General features: G+C 60.6%; 16 protein-coding genes. 9 read left to right on the top strand and 7 right to left on the bottom strand.

Going from position 1 to position 14326, the window contains the following annotated elements:
- Positions 1 to 71 precede the first annotated feature (71 nt).
- Positions 72 to 359: a DUF2782 domain-containing protein gene (locus HNQ83_RS00285; RefSeq protein ID WP_175387138.1), complete on the top strand. Its 288-nt coding sequence runs from the start codon at positions 72 to 74 to the stop codon at positions 357 to 359.
- 58 nt (positions 360 to 417) lie between these two features.
- Positions 418 to 1368, top strand: coding sequence for a homoserine kinase (locus HNQ83_RS00280; protein WP_175387137.1), 951 nt, complete (start codon positions 418 to 420; stop codon positions 1366 to 1368).
- Between the two features lie 108 nt (positions 1369 to 1476).
- Here the strand turns inward: HNQ83_RS00280 and HNQ83_RS00275 are convergent, their stop codons facing one another.
- Positions 1477 to 2397 carry a metal ABC transporter solute-binding protein, Zn/Mn family gene (locus HNQ83_RS00275; RefSeq protein WP_175387136.1) on the bottom strand — a complete coding sequence of 307 codons (921 nt, stop codon included), beginning with the start codon at positions 2395 to 2397 and terminating at the stop codon, positions 1477 to 1479.
- Between the two features lie 66 nt (positions 2398 to 2463).
- Here HNQ83_RS00275 and zur point away from each other — a divergent pair, with 66 nt between their 5' ends.
- The 4 genes from zur to HNQ83_RS00255 are packed head-to-tail and all read left to right on the top strand — an operon-like array spanning position 2464 to position 5269.
- Positions 2464 to 2946 carry a zinc uptake transcriptional repressor Zur gene (gene zur, locus HNQ83_RS00270; RefSeq protein WP_175387135.1) on the top strand — a complete coding sequence of 161 codons (483 nt, stop codon included), beginning with the start codon at positions 2464 to 2466 and terminating at the stop codon, positions 2944 to 2946.
- The gene (gene znuC / locus HNQ83_RS00265; RefSeq protein WP_008064713.1) at positions 2946 to 3731 is read left to right on the top strand and encodes a zinc ABC transporter ATP-binding protein ZnuC; all 786 of its coding nucleotides are present in this window, start codon (positions 2946 to 2948) and stop codon (positions 3729 to 3731) included. Before zur ends, znuC begins: the two co-directional genes overlap by 1 nt.
- Positions 3724 to 4512, top strand: a complete 789-nt coding sequence (gene znuB / locus HNQ83_RS00260; protein WP_175387134.1) for a zinc ABC transporter permease subunit ZnuB — start codon at positions 3724 to 3726, stop codon at positions 4510 to 4512. The genes znuC and znuB overlap by 8 nt, the downstream gene beginning before the upstream one ends.
- Before the next feature lie 37 nt (positions 4513 to 4549).
- Entirely contained in the window at positions 4550 to 5269 is a 720-nt protein-coding gene (locus HNQ83_RS00255; protein ID WP_175387133.1) for a PA5502 family lipoprotein, read from the top strand.
- Between the two features lie 94 nt (positions 5270 to 5363).
- Here HNQ83_RS00255 and katE read toward each other — a convergent pair whose 3' ends face one another.
- Positions 5364 to 7532, bottom strand: a complete 2169-nt coding sequence (katE, locus tag HNQ83_RS00250; protein ID WP_372241867.1) for a catalase HPII — start codon at positions 7530 to 7532, stop codon at positions 5364 to 5366.
- A 178-nt stretch (positions 7533 to 7710) separates the two neighbouring features.
- On the opposite strand from katE, the gene HNQ83_RS00245 reads away from it, so the two are divergent.
- The 3 genes from HNQ83_RS00245 (at position 7711) to HNQ83_RS00235 (ending at position 10240) form a co-directional block, all read left to right on the top strand.
- A complete protein-coding gene (locus HNQ83_RS00245) occupies positions 7711 to 8718 on the top strand; it encodes an ATP-binding cassette domain-containing protein (RefSeq protein ID WP_175387131.1) in 1008 nt (335 codons plus the stop codon).
- On the top strand, positions 8718 to 9392 hold the full coding sequence (locus tag HNQ83_RS00240; RefSeq protein WP_095194468.1) for a methionine ABC transporter permease: 675 nt from the start codon (positions 8718 to 8720) through the stop codon (positions 9390 to 9392). Before HNQ83_RS00245 ends, HNQ83_RS00240 begins: the two co-directional genes overlap by 1 nt.
- A 74-nt stretch (positions 9393 to 9466) precedes the next feature.
- The gene (locus tag HNQ83_RS00235) at positions 9467 to 10240 is read left to right on the top strand and encodes a MetQ/NlpA family ABC transporter substrate-binding protein (protein WP_175387130.1); all 774 of its coding nucleotides are present in this window, start codon (positions 9467 to 9469) and stop codon (positions 10238 to 10240) included.
- 172 nt (positions 10241 to 10412) lie between these two features.
- Here HNQ83_RS00235 and HNQ83_RS00230 read toward each other — a convergent pair whose 3' ends face one another.
- From HNQ83_RS00230 to HNQ83_RS00210, 5 genes are read right to left on the bottom strand one after another with little or no spacing between them, the layout of a single operon-like run.
- Complete coding sequence (locus HNQ83_RS00230; protein ID WP_175387129.1) at positions 10413 to 11048, bottom strand: SCO family protein; 636 nt, start codon at positions 11046 to 11048, stop codon at positions 10413 to 10415.
- Positions 11045 to 11944, bottom strand: a complete 900-nt coding sequence (gene cyoE, locus HNQ83_RS00225) for a heme o synthase (RefSeq protein ID WP_175387128.1) — start codon at positions 11942 to 11944, stop codon at positions 11045 to 11047. The genes HNQ83_RS00230 and cyoE overlap by 4 nt, the downstream gene beginning before the upstream one ends.
- A complete protein-coding gene (locus HNQ83_RS00220; protein WP_175387127.1) occupies positions 11932 to 13005 on the bottom strand; it encodes a heme A synthase in 1074 nt (357 codons plus the stop codon). Before HNQ83_RS00220 ends, cyoE begins: the two co-directional genes overlap by 13 nt.
- A 10-nt stretch (positions 13006 to 13015) precedes the next feature.
- Complete coding sequence (locus HNQ83_RS00215) at positions 13016 to 13609, bottom strand: hypothetical protein (protein WP_175387126.1); 594 nt, start codon at positions 13607 to 13609, stop codon at positions 13016 to 13018.
- Positions 13575 to 14315 (bottom strand): SURF1 family protein, encoded by a 741-nt coding sequence (locus HNQ83_RS00210; protein ID WP_175387125.1) that lies wholly within the window; start codon positions 14313 to 14315, stop codon positions 13575 to 13577. Before HNQ83_RS00210 ends, HNQ83_RS00215 begins: the two co-directional genes overlap by 35 nt.
- Between the last annotated feature and the right edge of the window lie 11 nt (positions 14316 to 14326).

Below are 14326 nucleotides of genomic sequence, written 5' to 3'. Positions count from 1 at the left end.
CAGGATCAACCTTTTCGGCGGGTCCGGCGCTAGAATAGCGGGACCGTTGACGACAAAGGGACAAGGTTATCATGCGCACACTAAATCGCCTGTTGCTGGCTGGCTTGATTGCAACCGTTCCATTGGCCGTCATGGCGGCAGATGACGCACCTTCGGCAGACCCGGATGTCACGATCCGCACGGAAGGCGATAAAACCATTCAGGAATATCGGCAAAATGGCTTTTTGTATGCCATCAAGGTCACGCCGAAAGTCGGTAAACCTTATTTCCTGGTGCGCGCGGATGGCTCGGAAGGTAACTTCATTCGCTCGGATTACCCGGATATGCTGATTCCGGCGTGGGAAATATTTAAGTGGTAAGTCGTCCTTAATTTTAATCGGCGTCGGCATGTGCGGCGCCCGTACTGGCAGTTTAAACATGTCTGTGTTCACCCCCCTGGCTCGGCCCGAGCTGGAAACCTTTCTCGCCCCTTATGGCCTCGGCCGCCTGCTTGATTTCCAGGGGATTGCCGCCGGTAGCGAAAACACCAATTTCTTTATCAGCCTGGAGCAGGGCGAGTTTGTCCTGACACTGGTCGAGCGTGGCCCGGTCCAGGAGATGCCGTTCTTTATTGAATTGCTCGATGTGCTGCATGAAGCTGACCTGCCGGTGCCTTACGCCCTGCGCACCACCGACGGCGTTGCGTTGCGCGAGCTGGCCGGCAAGCCTGCATTGTTGCAACCACGCCTGGCCGGCAAGCACATCAAACAAGCCAATGCTCAACACTGCGCTCAGGTGGGCGAGTTGCTGGCGCACCTGCACCTGGCGACCCAGGCCAATATGATCAAGCGCAAAACCGATCGTGGCCTGGACTGGATGCTGGAAGAGGGCACGCAATTTTTGTCGCACCTGAATGCCGAACAGAAAGATCTGCTTGAACGGGCGCTGGACGAAATCACGCTGCAGAAAGAGAAAATTCTGGCGTTGCCGCGAGCCAACATCCACGCCGACCTGTTCCGCGATAACGCGATGTTCGAAGGCACGCACCTGACCGGCCTGATCGATTTCTACAACGCATGCTCGGGACCGATGCTCTACGACGTGGCCATTGCCTTGAACGACTGGTGTTCGGACGATGAAGGTTTGATCGACGGACCACGGGCGCGGGCGTTGTTGGGAGCTTATGCCGCACTGCGTCCGTTTACCGCTGCCGAGGCTGAGCTTTGGCCGACGATGTTGCGGGTGGCGTGCGTGCGGTTCTGGTTGTCGCGGTTGATCGCGGCGGAGTCATTTGCCGGGCAGGATGTGTTGATTCACGATCCGATGGAGTTCCAGCAGCGGTTGGCGCAGCGGCAGACAGTCAACACGCCTTTGCCTTTCGCCCTGTAGGAGCGAGCTTGCTCGCGATGGTCATTAACGATGACGCGGGGTGCCTGACACCCCGCGGTGCTGCAGATTTCTTCGCGAGCAAGCTCGCTCCTACAGATATCTGTGTGGTCACAACGACTCCAGGCACCCCGCCAGATCATTCCCCAACTTCTCCAGCACCTGCTCATAACCCTGAGCGGTCGCCGGCGTGTACCCGCCCAAGGCATCCAGTTCCGCCAGTTTCACCGGCAGGCCCGCTACCAGGGTTTCCGCCAGGCGCGGACGCAGCGGCGGTTCGCTGAACACGCAGGTCTTGCCCACTTCCTGCAGCCGCGCACGCATGGCCGCTACGTGTTGGGCGCCGGGTTGTACTTCGGCGGCGACGCTGAACACGCCGGCGTGCTTGAGGCCGTAGGCGTCTTCGAAGTAATCGAAGGCCTCGTGGAACACGAAGTACGGTTTGCCTTCGACACCGGCCAAACGTTTCTTCAGGCGCAGGTCGAGGGCATCGAGACGCTCATCAAAGGCCTTGAGGTTGCTCGCGTACCGCGCGGCGTTGGCAGGGTCGGCTGCGCTGAGATCGGCAGCCATTTTCGTGGCAATGACCCGGGCGTTGACGGGTGAAAGCCACAAGTGCGCGTCCAGACTGCCAGGACGGTGATCGTGGTCATGTTCGTCGGCTTCTTCGGCGTGAGAGTGGTTATCTTCGGCGAAATGGCGCAATTTCAAGCCGGGTAGATCCTGCACGGCGACGCTGGGCAGCATGCGGCCGTTCAGTACTCGTGGCAGGAAACCTTCCATGTCCGGCCCGATCCAGTACAGCAGATCCACCGATTGCACTTTCCGTACGTCGGATGGGCGCAAGGCATAGTTGTGAGGCGATGCACCCGGCGGCAGCAAGACTTCCGGAATCGCCACGCCATCCTGCACCGCCGTGGCGATCAGCTGTAAGGGTTTGATGCTGGTGAGGACTTTGACTTCGGCTTGCGCCGGACCAATCAGCAGAAAACTTGCGACAAATGCGACAAAGATTGAAAAAAGTCGGGACACGATGACCACTCGAAGAGGCGAGAACGGGTAACATAATAACGTCTCTCACAAAACTCGTCGCCGCTCATGTCTAAAACACCGATTGCCAGCCGTCCCCACGACCACTCTCATTGCGTGCACAGCGCTTTGACCGAGGCCGATGCTCTTTGCGAACGCCAGGGTCTGCGCCTGACCGCGTTGCGTCGGCGGGTGCTGGAGCTGGTGTGGCAAAGCCACAAACCGTTGGGGGCTTACGACATTCTCGCGGTGCTCAGCGAGCAGGACGGACGCCGTGCGGCGCCGCCGACGGTCTACCGGGCACTGGATTTCCTGCTGGAAAACGGCCTCGTGCACCGCATCTCCTCACTCAACGCCTTCATTGGCTGCAATCACCCGGAACATGCCCACCAGGGTCAGTTCCTGATCTGCCGTGACTGCCATGCGGCCATCGAGCTTGAGCAGAAATCGATCAGCGACGCGATCATCGCCAGTGCGCAGGACGTCGGATTTGTCGTCGAAGGCCAGACCGTCGAAGTGATCGGTCTCTGCTCGGGTTGCCAGGGGGCTTGATGAGCAACGCGCTGATCCGCCTCGAGCAGGTTGCTGTCACGTTTGCCGGGCAACCTGTGCTGGATAACATCGAGCTGAGCGTCGAGCCCGGGCAGATCGTCACCTTGATCGGCCCCAACGGCGCCGGCAAGACGACGCTGGTGCGCGCTGTGCTCGGTCTGTTAAAACCCGACAGTGGCAGTGTCTGGCGCAAGCCGAAACTGCGGGTCGGCTACATGCCGCAAAAGCTGCATGTCGATCCGACCCTGCCGCTTTCGGTGCTGCGCTTCTTGCGCCTGGTGCCGGGCGTGGACCGGGCGATGGCCTTGGCGGCGCTCAAGGAAGTCGGTGCGGAGCAGGTGATCGATAGCCCCGTGCAAAGTGTCTCCGGCGGTGAGATGCAGCGCGTCTTGCTGGCCCGCGCCCTGTTGCGCGAACCGGAGTTGCTGGTGCTCGATGAGCCGGTGCAAGGCGTCGATGTGGCCGGTCAGGCTGAACTCTACAGCCTGATCACCCGTCTGCGTGACCGTCACGGCTGCGGTGTGTTGATGGTGTCCCATGATCTGCATCTGGTCATGAGTACCACCGACCAGGTGGTCTGCCTGAATCGCCACGTCTGCTGCTCCGGTCACCCCGAGCAGGTCAGCGGGGACCCGGCATTTGTCGAGCTGTTCGGAAAAAACGCACAAAGCCTGGCGATTTATCACCACCATCACGACCACGCCCACGATTTGCACGGCTCGGTGGTCAAGGCGCCCGCGTCGGGCCATAACCATGTTCACGGAGATAGCTGCAAGCATGGCTGATTTTCTGCTCTACGCCCTGCTTGCAGGTCTGGCCCTGGCAGTCGTCGCGGGCCCGTTGGGTTCTTTCGTGGTCTGGCGGCGCATGGCCTATTTTGGCGACACCCTGTCCCACGCGGCGTTGCTGGGTGTGGCGTTGGGCTTCCTGCTGGATGTCAGTCCGACCGTTGCGGTCACTGTAGGCTGCCTGCTATTGGCGGTGATGCTGGTGACGTTGCAGCAGCGCCAACCGCTCGCGTCCGACACGCTTTTGGGAATTCTCGCACCGAGCACCCTCTCTCTGGGCCTGGTGGTACTAAGCTTCATGCACGAAGTGCGGATCGACCTGATGGCCTATCTGTTCGGCGACCTGTTGGCGATCAGTCCGACCGATCTGGCCTGGATTCTGGGTGGCAGCGCGGCGGTGTTGGTGTTGCTGGTGACACTGTGGCGACCCTTGCTCGCGATCACCGTGCATGAAGAGTTGGCCAGGGTCGAAGGCCTTCCCGTAGCGGGACTGCGCATGGCACTGATGTTGCTGATCGCCGTCGTGATCGCCGTGGCGATGAAAATCGTCGGCGTCTTGCTGATTACTTCGTTGCTGATCATCCCGGCGGCTGCGGCACAACGTCACGCCCGCTCGCCGGAACAGATGGCAATGGGCGCGAGCCTGCTGGGCATACTCGCGGTGTGTGGCGGGCTGGCGCTGTCCTGGTTCAAGGACACCCCGGCTGGCCCGTCGATTGTAGTGACGGCCGCCGCGCTGTTTCTGCTGAGTTTTGTTCTGCCCCGTCGAGGGGTGTAGACTTGCTCGTTTTTTGCGCAAATAGAGAGTCGCAGGAATGAAGTCGTTCGCCTCCCGTTATCTGCTCCTTGTCGCATTTTCCATGCTGCTGGGCGCTTGCCAAAGCACGCCTCCGGCGGCCACCGAGGTCCCGGATGCGCGGGCCACGGCCATTGCACAGCTGGAGCAAAGCCTGGCCAGCAGCGACCTGGCCACCGCCGAAGGTCAATTGGCCGCCTTGCAGGCTGAATCGCCCAACGATCAATCCCTGGAGCAATACCAACGGCAATTGGCCGAAGCCTACCTGATGCGCAGCCAGGCCGTTCTGCAGAAAGGTGATGTCAATGCCGCTGCCACCGCACTGGCTCGGGCCCGCGCCTTGATGCCCAAGGCTCCTGCGCTGACCGGCGGGGTCAATGGTGCGCTCGCTCAAGCTCGCAAGGCTGAACTGGAAAAAACCGAAGCGGACCTCAAGTCCGCCGAAGCCAAGCGCAAAGCCAAGGTCATTGACCCGGAAGCTGAAAGCACCACGGTGAAGCTGAAAATCACCGATATGGGCAAAATGCGTCGTCAATTGGATGCCATCGCCGCCGATGTGGTGAATTTTCAGTGCGACGTGAGCCTTCAGGTGCCGCGTACCGATGATTATCCTTGGCTAGCTAACTTGCTGACCAAGCGGGTGAATAAGCTGGATCCGCAGTTTGATTTGAAACTGGAGCGGCAGATTCTACGCAGTGTTCCGGCGCAGGTTGTTCTGAGTCCTCGCAAAGCCCCTTGAAAGCATCGCGGGCAAGCCCGCTCCCACAGGGATAGCGTAAAACCTGTGGGAGCGGGCTTGCCCGCGATGGCGTCCTTTCTGACGATGAAAATTTCTAGGCCGGAATTGCCTTGGCCTTCGCCTCCCTCTCCCAAATCCGATGCTGCCCAATCGCCGCAAAAAACGCCTTGAACAGCTTGGCGTCCGCCCCTACGACTAACCCTGCATCAACCTCCAGCTTCAACACATCCAGCAACTGCTTCGCCTCGCCATGCAGCGCAATCGCTTTCAAATGCTTGTAAGCCTCCAGCACGTAATGCAACGCCACGCCGTCCGTGCTCAGCGCCTTGATCGACGCCGCGCCACCGGGCACGAACACCGCGTCGAACGCCACTGAGGGCAACCCTTCCATCGATGCATCCACTGGCAGCGATTTACCATCGGCGGTTTTCACCGGCGCTGAGGTCGGGCCGAGCAATTTGGCGTGCGCCCCTTCAGCTGCCAGCGCTTTCTTCATGGCGTCGATCGCTGCGCCGTCTACGCCATCGGCCGCCAGAATCGCCACTTTCCGGGTTTTGATATCACCCGGGAGCAGATTGGCCTGGCTCAAGGCGGGTGAGCGCTCCAGTGAGGTTTTTGGCACCTCGACAGTCCCCGCTTTCGGCACCGGAAGACCGAGGTTTTGCGCCACCCGTTTGGCCAGCTCCAGATCGATGTTGGCCAGGACTTCATTCACTTCCCTTGCACGAATGAACTCACGCTCAACCTTGCCCAGCTCAAAGCTGTACGCCGCGATGATGTGTTCCTGCTCGTGCTGGCTCATGCTGTGGAAAAACAGCCGCGCCTGGGAGAAGTGGTCGCTGAACGACTCGCTGCGCTGGCGGATCTTGTTGGCGTCGATGCGCTCCGGGTAGCTCTCGAAGCCGCCATCTTGCGCGGCGGGTGGGGTTTCTTGCGGCCATCCGCCATCGATGGAGTTCGGCTCGTAGGCCGCACGACCTTTGTCGATGGTGGTGCGGTGCAGCGCGTCCCGCTGGCCGTTGTGCAGGGGGGAAATCGTTCGGTTGATTGGAATCTCGTGAAAGTTCGGCCCGCCGAGTCGGCTGATCTGCGTGTCGGTGTAGGAAAACAGCCGACCTTGCAGCAGCGGATCGTTGGAGAAGTCGATCCCCGGCACGATATGCCCCGGGCAGAACGCGACCTGCTCGGTTTCGGCGAAGAAGTTGTCCGGGTTGCGGTTGAGCACCATTTTGCCCAGCGGGGTGATGGGCACGAGCTCCTCAGGAATGATCTTGGTCGGGTCGAGGATGTCGAAGTCGAAGGCGTGTTCGTTTTCCTCCTCCACGACCTGCACGCCCAGCTCCCATTCCGGATAGTCCCCCATTTCGATGGCCTCCCAGAGGTCGCGCCGGTGGTAGTCGGTGTCTTTTCCCGCAAGTTTTTGCGCTTCATCCCACACCAGCGAACAGGTGCCAGCAGCAGGGCGCCAGTGGAATTTGACGAAGCGTGATTTTCCTTCGGCATTGATCATGCGAAAGGTATGCACGCCAAAACCCTGCATGCTGCGCAGGTTTTTGGGGATCGCCCGGTCGGACATGGCCCACATCACCATGTGCGCCGATTCCGGCTGCAACGAAACAAAGTCCCAGAAGGTGTCGTGGGCCGAGCCGCCGGTGGGGATTTCGTTGTGGGGTTCGGGTTTCACTGCGTGCACGAAGTCAGGAAACTTGATGGCGTCCTGGATGAAAAACACCGGCATGTTGTTGCCCACCAGGTCGTAGATGCCTTCCTCGGTGAAGAACTTCACGGCGAAACCTCGCACATCGCGCACGGTATCGCCTGACCCGCGAGGCCCCTGCACCGTGGAAAAGCGTACGAATACCGGCGTCTTTTTACCGGGGTCTTGCAGGAACCCGGCCTTGGTCAGAACGCTATGATTCTCATAACTCTGAAAGTAACCATGGGCACCGGTGCCACGTGCATGCACGATGCGCTCGGGAATGCGTTCATGGTCAAAATGCGTGATCTTTTCACGCATGATGAAATCTTCCAGCAGTGATGGCCCGCGGGCGCCGGCTTTCAGGGTGTTCTGATTGTCCGCCACCTTCACGCCTTGATTGGTGCGCAGGGCCTGGCCGGTGGCGTCGGAGCGGAATTTTTCCAGGCTATCGAGCTTGGCGTTGGTGTTGCTGCGGTCCAGGGTATCGGTCCCGGCCAGGTCGCTCTTTGGCGTGGCAGGCTTTTTAGTACTCATCAGGCGAGACTCCTCAGGCTTTTTGGAGATGCCTAAGTAGTGACTGGCGACGTTTTTAGCCGTTCCTTTTATCTGACCTTTGATCGCGTTATTGCCAAATCGCTGGTTGAATACGAAATAAATGCTAAGAACCTCTATACGGACAGGCTAAAATGCGCGCCCGGCTAACCGCTGATCCTTTTCCAACGCGCCCCACAAGGTTCGCTACGTGATCGAGTTTCAAAACGTCCATAAAACCTACCGCGTCGCCGGTAGGGATATCCCCGCCCTGCACCCGACCAATCTGACGATTGAGAACGGTCAGGTCTTTGGCCTGATCGGCCATTCCGGTGCGGGAAAAAGTACCCTGCTGCGTCTGATCAATCGCCTGGAGAACTCCAGTGGCGGCAAGATCATCGTCGACGGCGAAGAAGTGACCGCGCTCGACGCCAACGGCTTGCGCCGTTTCCGTCAACAGGTCGGGATGATTTTCCAGCACTTCAACCTGCTGGCGTCCAAGACCGTGGCCGACAATGTCGCGCTGCCGCTGACGCTGGCCGGTGAACTGTCCCGCAGCGACATCGACCAGCGCGTCGCCGAGTTGCTGGCCCGAGTCGGTTTGTCCGATCACGCCAACAAGTACCCGGCGCAGTTGTCCGGCGGTCAGAAGCAGCGTGTCGGCATCGCCCGCGCTTTGGCGACCAAGCCGAAAATCCTGCTGTGTGACGAAGCCACCAGTGCACTGGACCCGCAGACCACGGCGTCGGTCCTGCAATTGCTGGCCGAGATCAATCGCGAGCTGAAGCTGACGATCGTGTTGATCACCCATGAAATGGACGTGATCCGCCGGGTGTGTGATCAGGTCGGCGTGATGGACGCTGGCGTGATCGTCGAGCAAGGCTCGGTGGCCGAGGTGTTCCTGCACCCGAAACACCCGACGACCAAGCGCTTCGTGCAAGAAGACGAACAGATCGACGAAAGCGAACAGCGTGACGATTTCGCCCATGTGCCCGGCCGCATTGTGCGCCTGACCTTTCAGGGCGATGCGACCTACGCGCCGCTGCTGGGTACCGTCGCCCGGGAAACGGGTGTGGACTACAGCATCCTCGCCGGTCGTATCGATCGCATCAAAGACGTCCCTTACGGGCAACTGACCCTGGCCGTGACCGGCGGTGACATGGAAGCGGCCTTCGCCCGCTTCACCGCAGCGGACGTCCACATGGAGGTGCTGCGCTAATGGAAGCCCTGACAAGTTTCTTCGCCAATATCGACTGGTTCGAAATCTGGCTGGCCACTGGCGATACCCTGCTGATGCTCGGCGGTTCGCTGCTATTCACCGTGCTGCTGGGCCTGCCGCTGGGCGTGTTGTTGTTCCTCTGCAGCCCGCGCCAGTTGCTGGAAGCCAAGGGTGTCTACGCCATGTTGTCGCTGGTGGTGAACATTCTGCGTTCGCTGCCATTCATCATTCTGCTGATTGTGATGATTCCGTTCACCGTGCTGATCACCGGCACCTCCCTGGGTGTCGCCGGTGCGATTCCGCCACTGGTGGTGGGCGCCACGCCTTTCTTCGCGCGACTGGTTGAAACCGCCCTGCGTGAAGTGGATCGCGGCATCATCGAAGCGACCCAGTCCATGGGCGCGACCACGCGGCAAATCATCACCAATGCGTTACTGCCTGAGGCCCGTCCGGGCATCTTCGCAGCGATTACGGTCACAGCCATTACGCTGGTGTCCTACACGGCGATGGCCGGTGTGGTGGGCGCTGGTGGTCTGGGTGACCTGGCGATCCGTTTCGGTTACCAGCGTTTCCAGACCGATGTGATGGTGGTCACGGTGGTGTTGCTGCTGGTGCTGGTACAGGTGCTGCAAACCGTGGGCGACAAATTGGTCGTCCATTTTTCCCGTAAGTAAGCTTTTTAGTTAAATGCATGAGCCGGCCATTCGCTGGCAGGCGCCAAACGGGCGCCTCACAAGGAGTTAGCTGAATGAAAAAACTACTCGTCGCGTTCGCTGCCGTTGCAGCCTTTTCCGCCCACGCTGCCGACACCTTGACTGTCGCGGCGACCCCGGTCCCACACGCGGAAATCCTCGAGTTCGTTAAACCGGCATTGGCCAAGGAAGGCGTGGACCTGAAGGTCAAGGTCTTCACCGACTACATCCAGCCGAACGTGCAGGTTGCGGAGAAGCGTCTGGACGCCAACTTCTTCCAGCACCAGCCGTACCTCGATGAATTCAACAAGGCCAAGGGCACCAATCTGGTGTCGGTGGCCGGTGTTCACCTGGAACCCCTGGGCGCCTACTCCAGCAAGTACAAAGCCCTGACCGAACTGCCGGGCGGCGCCAACGTGGTGATCCCGAACGACGCCACCAACGGCGGTCGTGCGCTGTTGCTGCTGGCCAAGGCCGGCCTGATCAAGTTGAAGGATTCGAACAACATCCTGTCGACCGTCAAGGACATCACCGAGAACAGCAAAGACCTGAAATTCCGTGAACTGGAAGCCGCGACCATCCCGCGCGTGCTGACCCAGGTCGACCTGGCGCTGATCAACACCAACTACGCCCTGGAAGCCAAGCTCGATCCGGCCAAGGACGCACTGGTCATCGAAGGCAGCGACTCGCCATACGTGAACATCCTCGTGGCCCGTCCGGACGACAAGGACAGCGACGCGATGAAGAAACTGGTGGCAGCCCTGCACAGCCCGGAAGTGAAGGCATTCATCATCGAGAAGTACAAAGGCGCGGTCGTGCCGGCGTTCTGATCTGTGGATGCAACGAAAAAGGGGACGCCATGAGCGTCCCCTTTTTTGTGCCTGAAACATCGTAACTGTGGGAGCGAGCCTGCTCGCGAAAGCGGTCTATCAGCCAACGGTGATGTTGAATGTTATGGCCTCTTCGCGAGCAGGCTCGCTCCCACAGAGTTTTGCGGTGTTCTTACTGACGGTTAAGCATCACCGGCAACTGCGCCACCAGCTTCTGGTTGTTCAACGGCGCCCGAATGAATCCACGCTGCGTGCCATCCGGCCCGATCACCGCGAGGTTGCCGCTGTGGTCGACGGTGTAGTTCGGCTTGCTGGTGTCCGCCGGAATGAACGGAATACTCACCGCATTGGCGACTTTTTGCAGTTCTTCGACCGAGGTCGGCGTCAGGCCGATGAACTGCGGATCGAAGTAACCCAGATACTGCTTGAGCTGCTTGGGCGTGTCGCGGTTCGGGTCGACGCTGACCAGCACGATCTGCAACTTGTCCACAGCCTCCGGCGGCAGTTCGCTCTTGATCTGGCGCAGTTGGGCGAGGGTGGTCGGGCAGATGTCCGGGCAGAAGGTGTAGCCGAAAAACAGCAGCGACCACTTGCCCTTGAGCTCGTTGACCGCCACCGGCTTGCCGTCCTGATCGGTCATCTTCACATCCGGCAGATTGCGGCTTTGCGGCAGCAGGATGATGCCGGCGTCGATCAGTGCTGTCGGATCGCCCTGGCCTTTGCCGGAGAGCACTTTGTTGATGGTCAGGCCCAGGACCAGCGCGATCAGGGCGACAAGGATGAAGACGGTTTTCTGGGTTCGAGTCATAGGTTCAACAATAGGTAGTGGTCTACGAGCAGGGCGATGAACAACAGGAACAAGTAATAAATAGAGTACTTGAAGGTGTTGATCGCCGCGTGCGGCCGAGTGCCACGGTACAGCACCACGGCCCATTGCAGAAACCTTGCGCCCAGGCCAATGGCGCAGACCAGGTAGAGCAGGCCGCTCATGTGGATCACGTAAGGCATCAGGCTGACAGCCAACAGCGCGCCGGTATACAGCAGGATATGCACCTTGGTGTAGTGCTCGCCGTGGGTCACCGGCAGCATCGGGATGTCGGCCTTGGCGTATTCCTCTTTGCGGTGGATGGCCAGCGCCCAGAAGTGTGGTGGCGTCCAAGCGAAGATGATCAGCACCAGCAGCAGGGGTTCGGCGCTGACGTGACCGGTGGCGGCGGTCCAGCCGAGCAGGGGCGGGGCGGCACCGGCGAGACCGCCGATGACGATGTTCTGCGGGGTCGCGCGTTTCAGAAAACCGGTGTAGACCACCGCGTAACCCAGCAGCGAAGCCAGGGTCAGCCACGCGGTCAGCGGATTGGTGAAGGCCAGCAACAAGGCTTGCCCGAGCACCGCCAGCACCAGTGCGAATGTCAGCGCAGCCGTCGGTGAGACTCGGCCTTCAGCCAATGGCCGCTTGTGGGTGCGCGCCATCACCGCGTCGATCCGCCGGTCCACCACATGATTGACCGCCGCTGCTCCGCCGGCGCACAACGCAATCCCCAGATTGCCGAACACCAGCACGGTCCATGGCACTCCGGCGCGGGTCGCGAGGAACATCCCGACCAGCGAGGTGATGAGCATCAGCACCACCACTTTGGGTTTGGTCAGCTCCAGGTAATCTCGCCAGATCGCCTGGCTGTGACGCTCGCCGATCAGAATCGCCATGGCATCTCTCCTTTTATTGTTATGGGCCCGGCTGAGTGTTTACGCGGGCTGAAGCGCCAGCGGTTCGGCTGCTTGACCCGAACCAGACTGGTTCGCGCGTGATAGTTGACCAACACCATGGTCAGCAGTAGCGCCGCGCCTCCGGCGTTGTGTGCAACCGCCACTGGCAACGGAAGATGAAACAGCACATTGCTGATGCCGAGGGTGATTTGAGCGGCGAGGGCGATCAGCACCAACCCGGCGAGGCGGGTCATACCGACGACTTTCAGTTGCCAGGCGAGGCCGAGCAGCACCAGCGTTACCAGCAACGCGCCGATGCGGTGAGTCAGGTGAATGGCAGTACGGGCATCGCTGTCCAGTTGTCCGCCGAGGTAGTTGGGGCCGATGTGCTGGGTCAGGTGAAAGCCGTTGGCGAAGTCAGTCGGTGGCAGCCATTGCCCGTGGCAAGTCGGAAAGTCGATGCACGCCACGGCGGCATAGTTGGAGCTGACCCATCCGCCGAGGGCGATCTGCACGATCACAACCAACAGCCCTGCGGTCGCCCAGCGCTGCAAGCGACGCGGCACCGTCAGCGCCGGCAGTACGCCGGACAGGCGCAGGGTCAGCAAAAACAGCAGGCTCAACGTGGCGAATCCTCCGAGCAAATGCCCGGTCACCACTTGCGGCCAGAGCTTGAGCGTGACCGTCCACATGCCGAAAGCGGCTTGGGCGAACACCACCGCTAAAAGGAACAATGGCAGCTTCACCGGTTGCCCCGGATGCCGACGATGAACCCAGGCGCGCCCTGCCAGCACCGAAATCAGCAAGCCGAGGGTGCCGGCGAAGTAGCGGTGAACCATCTCGTTCCAGCCCTTGTGGGCTTCCACCGGAGTGTCGGGGAAATGCAATTCGGCATGGGCCAGCTGGGCTTCGCTTTTCGGCACGCTGATAAAGCCGTAGCAGCCCGGCCAGTCCGGGCAACCGAGGCCGGCGTGGGTCAGGCGGGTGTAGGCGCCGAGCAACACCACAATCAGTGCCAGGAAGGTGGCAAACAGCGCGAGGCGAAATCCAGGTTTGGCCATGACGATGCCCTTATCCGATATTCGACAGTTTCAGCAGGTGCCGCAGGTCATTGAGCAGGTCCTTGCCTTTGACCGACGGGTCGTAGCGCAGCACCAGATTGCCGTGGGGGTCGATGATCCATAGTTGCGGCACAGCCTTGTCGCCGGTGGCCTTGTTGAAGGTGCTCAAGTCCAGTGGATAGCGCTGCAGTTGAGGATACTCCCGGGTCAGCTTGGCGTCGTAATCGCTGCTCAGCGGCTGTGCCGCGGCAATGGCATGACTGGCTCGCCCGGCATCGCGACCCAGGCCGATCTGAATCTGCCGGGCCAGGTACACCAGTTGCTGGCAGTCCACGGCACACTCTTTCGGCGCGGTCACCAGCAACTGCCATCGCTGCTCGTCGGCCTGCACACCGAGGTCGGCACGTGTCTGGCCGTTGCCGATCAGTTCGCCGTGATAACTGCGGCCTTCCGGCACCCAGAACTGCAATTTGTACATGCCGGTGGCCAGGATCATCGGACCGACGACCCCGAGCACAATCAGCAGCAGTTGCAAGCGCCCCTTGCGTCGGCTCGGCGGCGTTTTTGTCTCAGACATGCTGGGTGGATTCATGGCCGCTCCCATGGTGTTTCTCCTTTGTGTTGTGCCATCCGAGGTAGAGATAGAGGCCGAGCAGGGCGATCGACATGGCGAACCACTGCACGGCATAGGCGATGTGTTTTTCCGGGCCCATGGCAACGACAGGCCAATCGGCCTGGTAAGTCGCCGGGCCGGTTTCTGCGCGTAACTCGTAGGCAAAGCCTTCGCGGTCCAGGGCGGTCCAGAGTGTGTTCGGGTCAATGGCCGTCAACAGTTTTGGCCAGGTGCTGGTGCTTGGGTCAGCGTGGAGCTGGAAGGTCGCACCAGGCGAAACGTAGACCCAGGCGTCGAGGCTCAAGCCTTCAGTGGGCGTTGTGAATTGCGGCGGTGTACGCCGATCCGGCCATGGCAGCCAGCCGCGGTTGACGAGCAGCCACAGCCCGGTGGCCTGGTCCTGAAAGGGTTGCAGCAACTCGACGCCGACCTTGCCGCCACGCTGGCGGTTGTCCAGTAACAAACTGTGGGCGGCATCGAACTGACCGTGCAGGCGAACCCGGCGAAAGGCCGGGTCTGCCATATTTTGCAGCGCGGTGCTGGCCATCGGTTCGGCGGCCCGCCGTTCGATGTAGGTATGCAGCAGCGCGCTTTTCTCCGCGCCCCGATTCAATTGCCAGAACCCGAGCGACACCATCAGCGGCAGCAGGATGGCGACCACCAGCGTCGGTACAACGCCCGGCCGGAAGCGCTTCATGGCGTTGCCAG

The organism is Pseudomonas sp. C2B4 (assembly GCF_013359695.1).
In the GTDB taxonomy this organism is placed as follows: Bacteria; Pseudomonadota; Gammaproteobacteria; order Pseudomonadales; family Pseudomonadaceae; genus Aquipseudomonas.
The sequence above is the reverse complement of the archived record's forward strand: the minus strand, read 5'-3'. Positions and strand labels throughout refer to the sequence as shown.

Bases quoted from the DNA above. Each gene is read 5' to 3' on its own strand.
- HNQ83_RS00285 (WP_175387138.1), top strand. From the start codon at position 72: ATGCGCACACTAAATCGCCTGTTGCTGGCTGGCTTGATTGCAACCGTT.
- HNQ83_RS00280 (WP_175387137.1), top strand. From the start codon at position 418: ATGTCTGTGTTCACCCCCCTGGCTCGGCCCGAGCTGGAAACCTTTCTC.
- zur (WP_175387135.1), top strand. From the start codon at position 2,464: ATGTCTAAAACACCGATTGCCAGCCGTCCCCACGACCACTCTCATTGC.
- znuC (WP_008064713.1), top strand. From the start codon at position 2,946: ATGAGCAACGCGCTGATCCGCCTCGAGCAGGTTGCTGTCACGTTTGCC.
- znuB (WP_175387134.1), top strand. From the start codon at position 3,724: ATGGCTGATTTTCTGCTCTACGCCCTGCTTGCAGGTCTGGCCCTGGCA.
- HNQ83_RS00255 (WP_175387133.1), top strand. From the start codon at position 4,550: ATGAAGTCGTTCGCCTCCCGTTATCTGCTCCTTGTCGCATTTTCCATG.
- HNQ83_RS00240 (WP_095194468.1), top strand. From the start codon at position 8,718: ATGGAAGCCCTGACAAGTTTCTTCGCCAATATCGACTGGTTCGAAATC.
- HNQ83_RS00235 (WP_175387130.1), top strand. From the start codon at position 9,467: ATGAAAAAACTACTCGTCGCGTTCGCTGCCGTTGCAGCCTTTTCCGCC.
- HNQ83_RS00230 (WP_175387129.1), bottom strand. From the start codon at position 11,048: ATGACTCGAACCCAGAAAACCGTCTTCATCCTTGTCGCCCTGATCGCG.
- cyoE (WP_175387128.1), bottom strand. From the start codon at position 11,944: ATGGCGATTCTGATCGGCGAGCGTCACAGCCAGGCGATCTGGCGAGAT.
- HNQ83_RS00220 (WP_175387127.1), bottom strand. From the start codon at position 13,005: ATGGCCAAACCTGGATTTCGCCTCGCGCTGTTTGCCACCTTCCTGGCA.
- HNQ83_RS00215 (WP_175387126.1), bottom strand. From the start codon at position 13,609: ATGGGAGCGGCCATGAATCCACCCAGCATGTCTGAGACAAAAACGCCG.
- HNQ83_RS00210 (WP_175387125.1), bottom strand. From the start codon at position 14,315: ATGAAGCGCTTCCGGCCGGGCGTTGTACCGACGCTGGTGGTCGCCATC.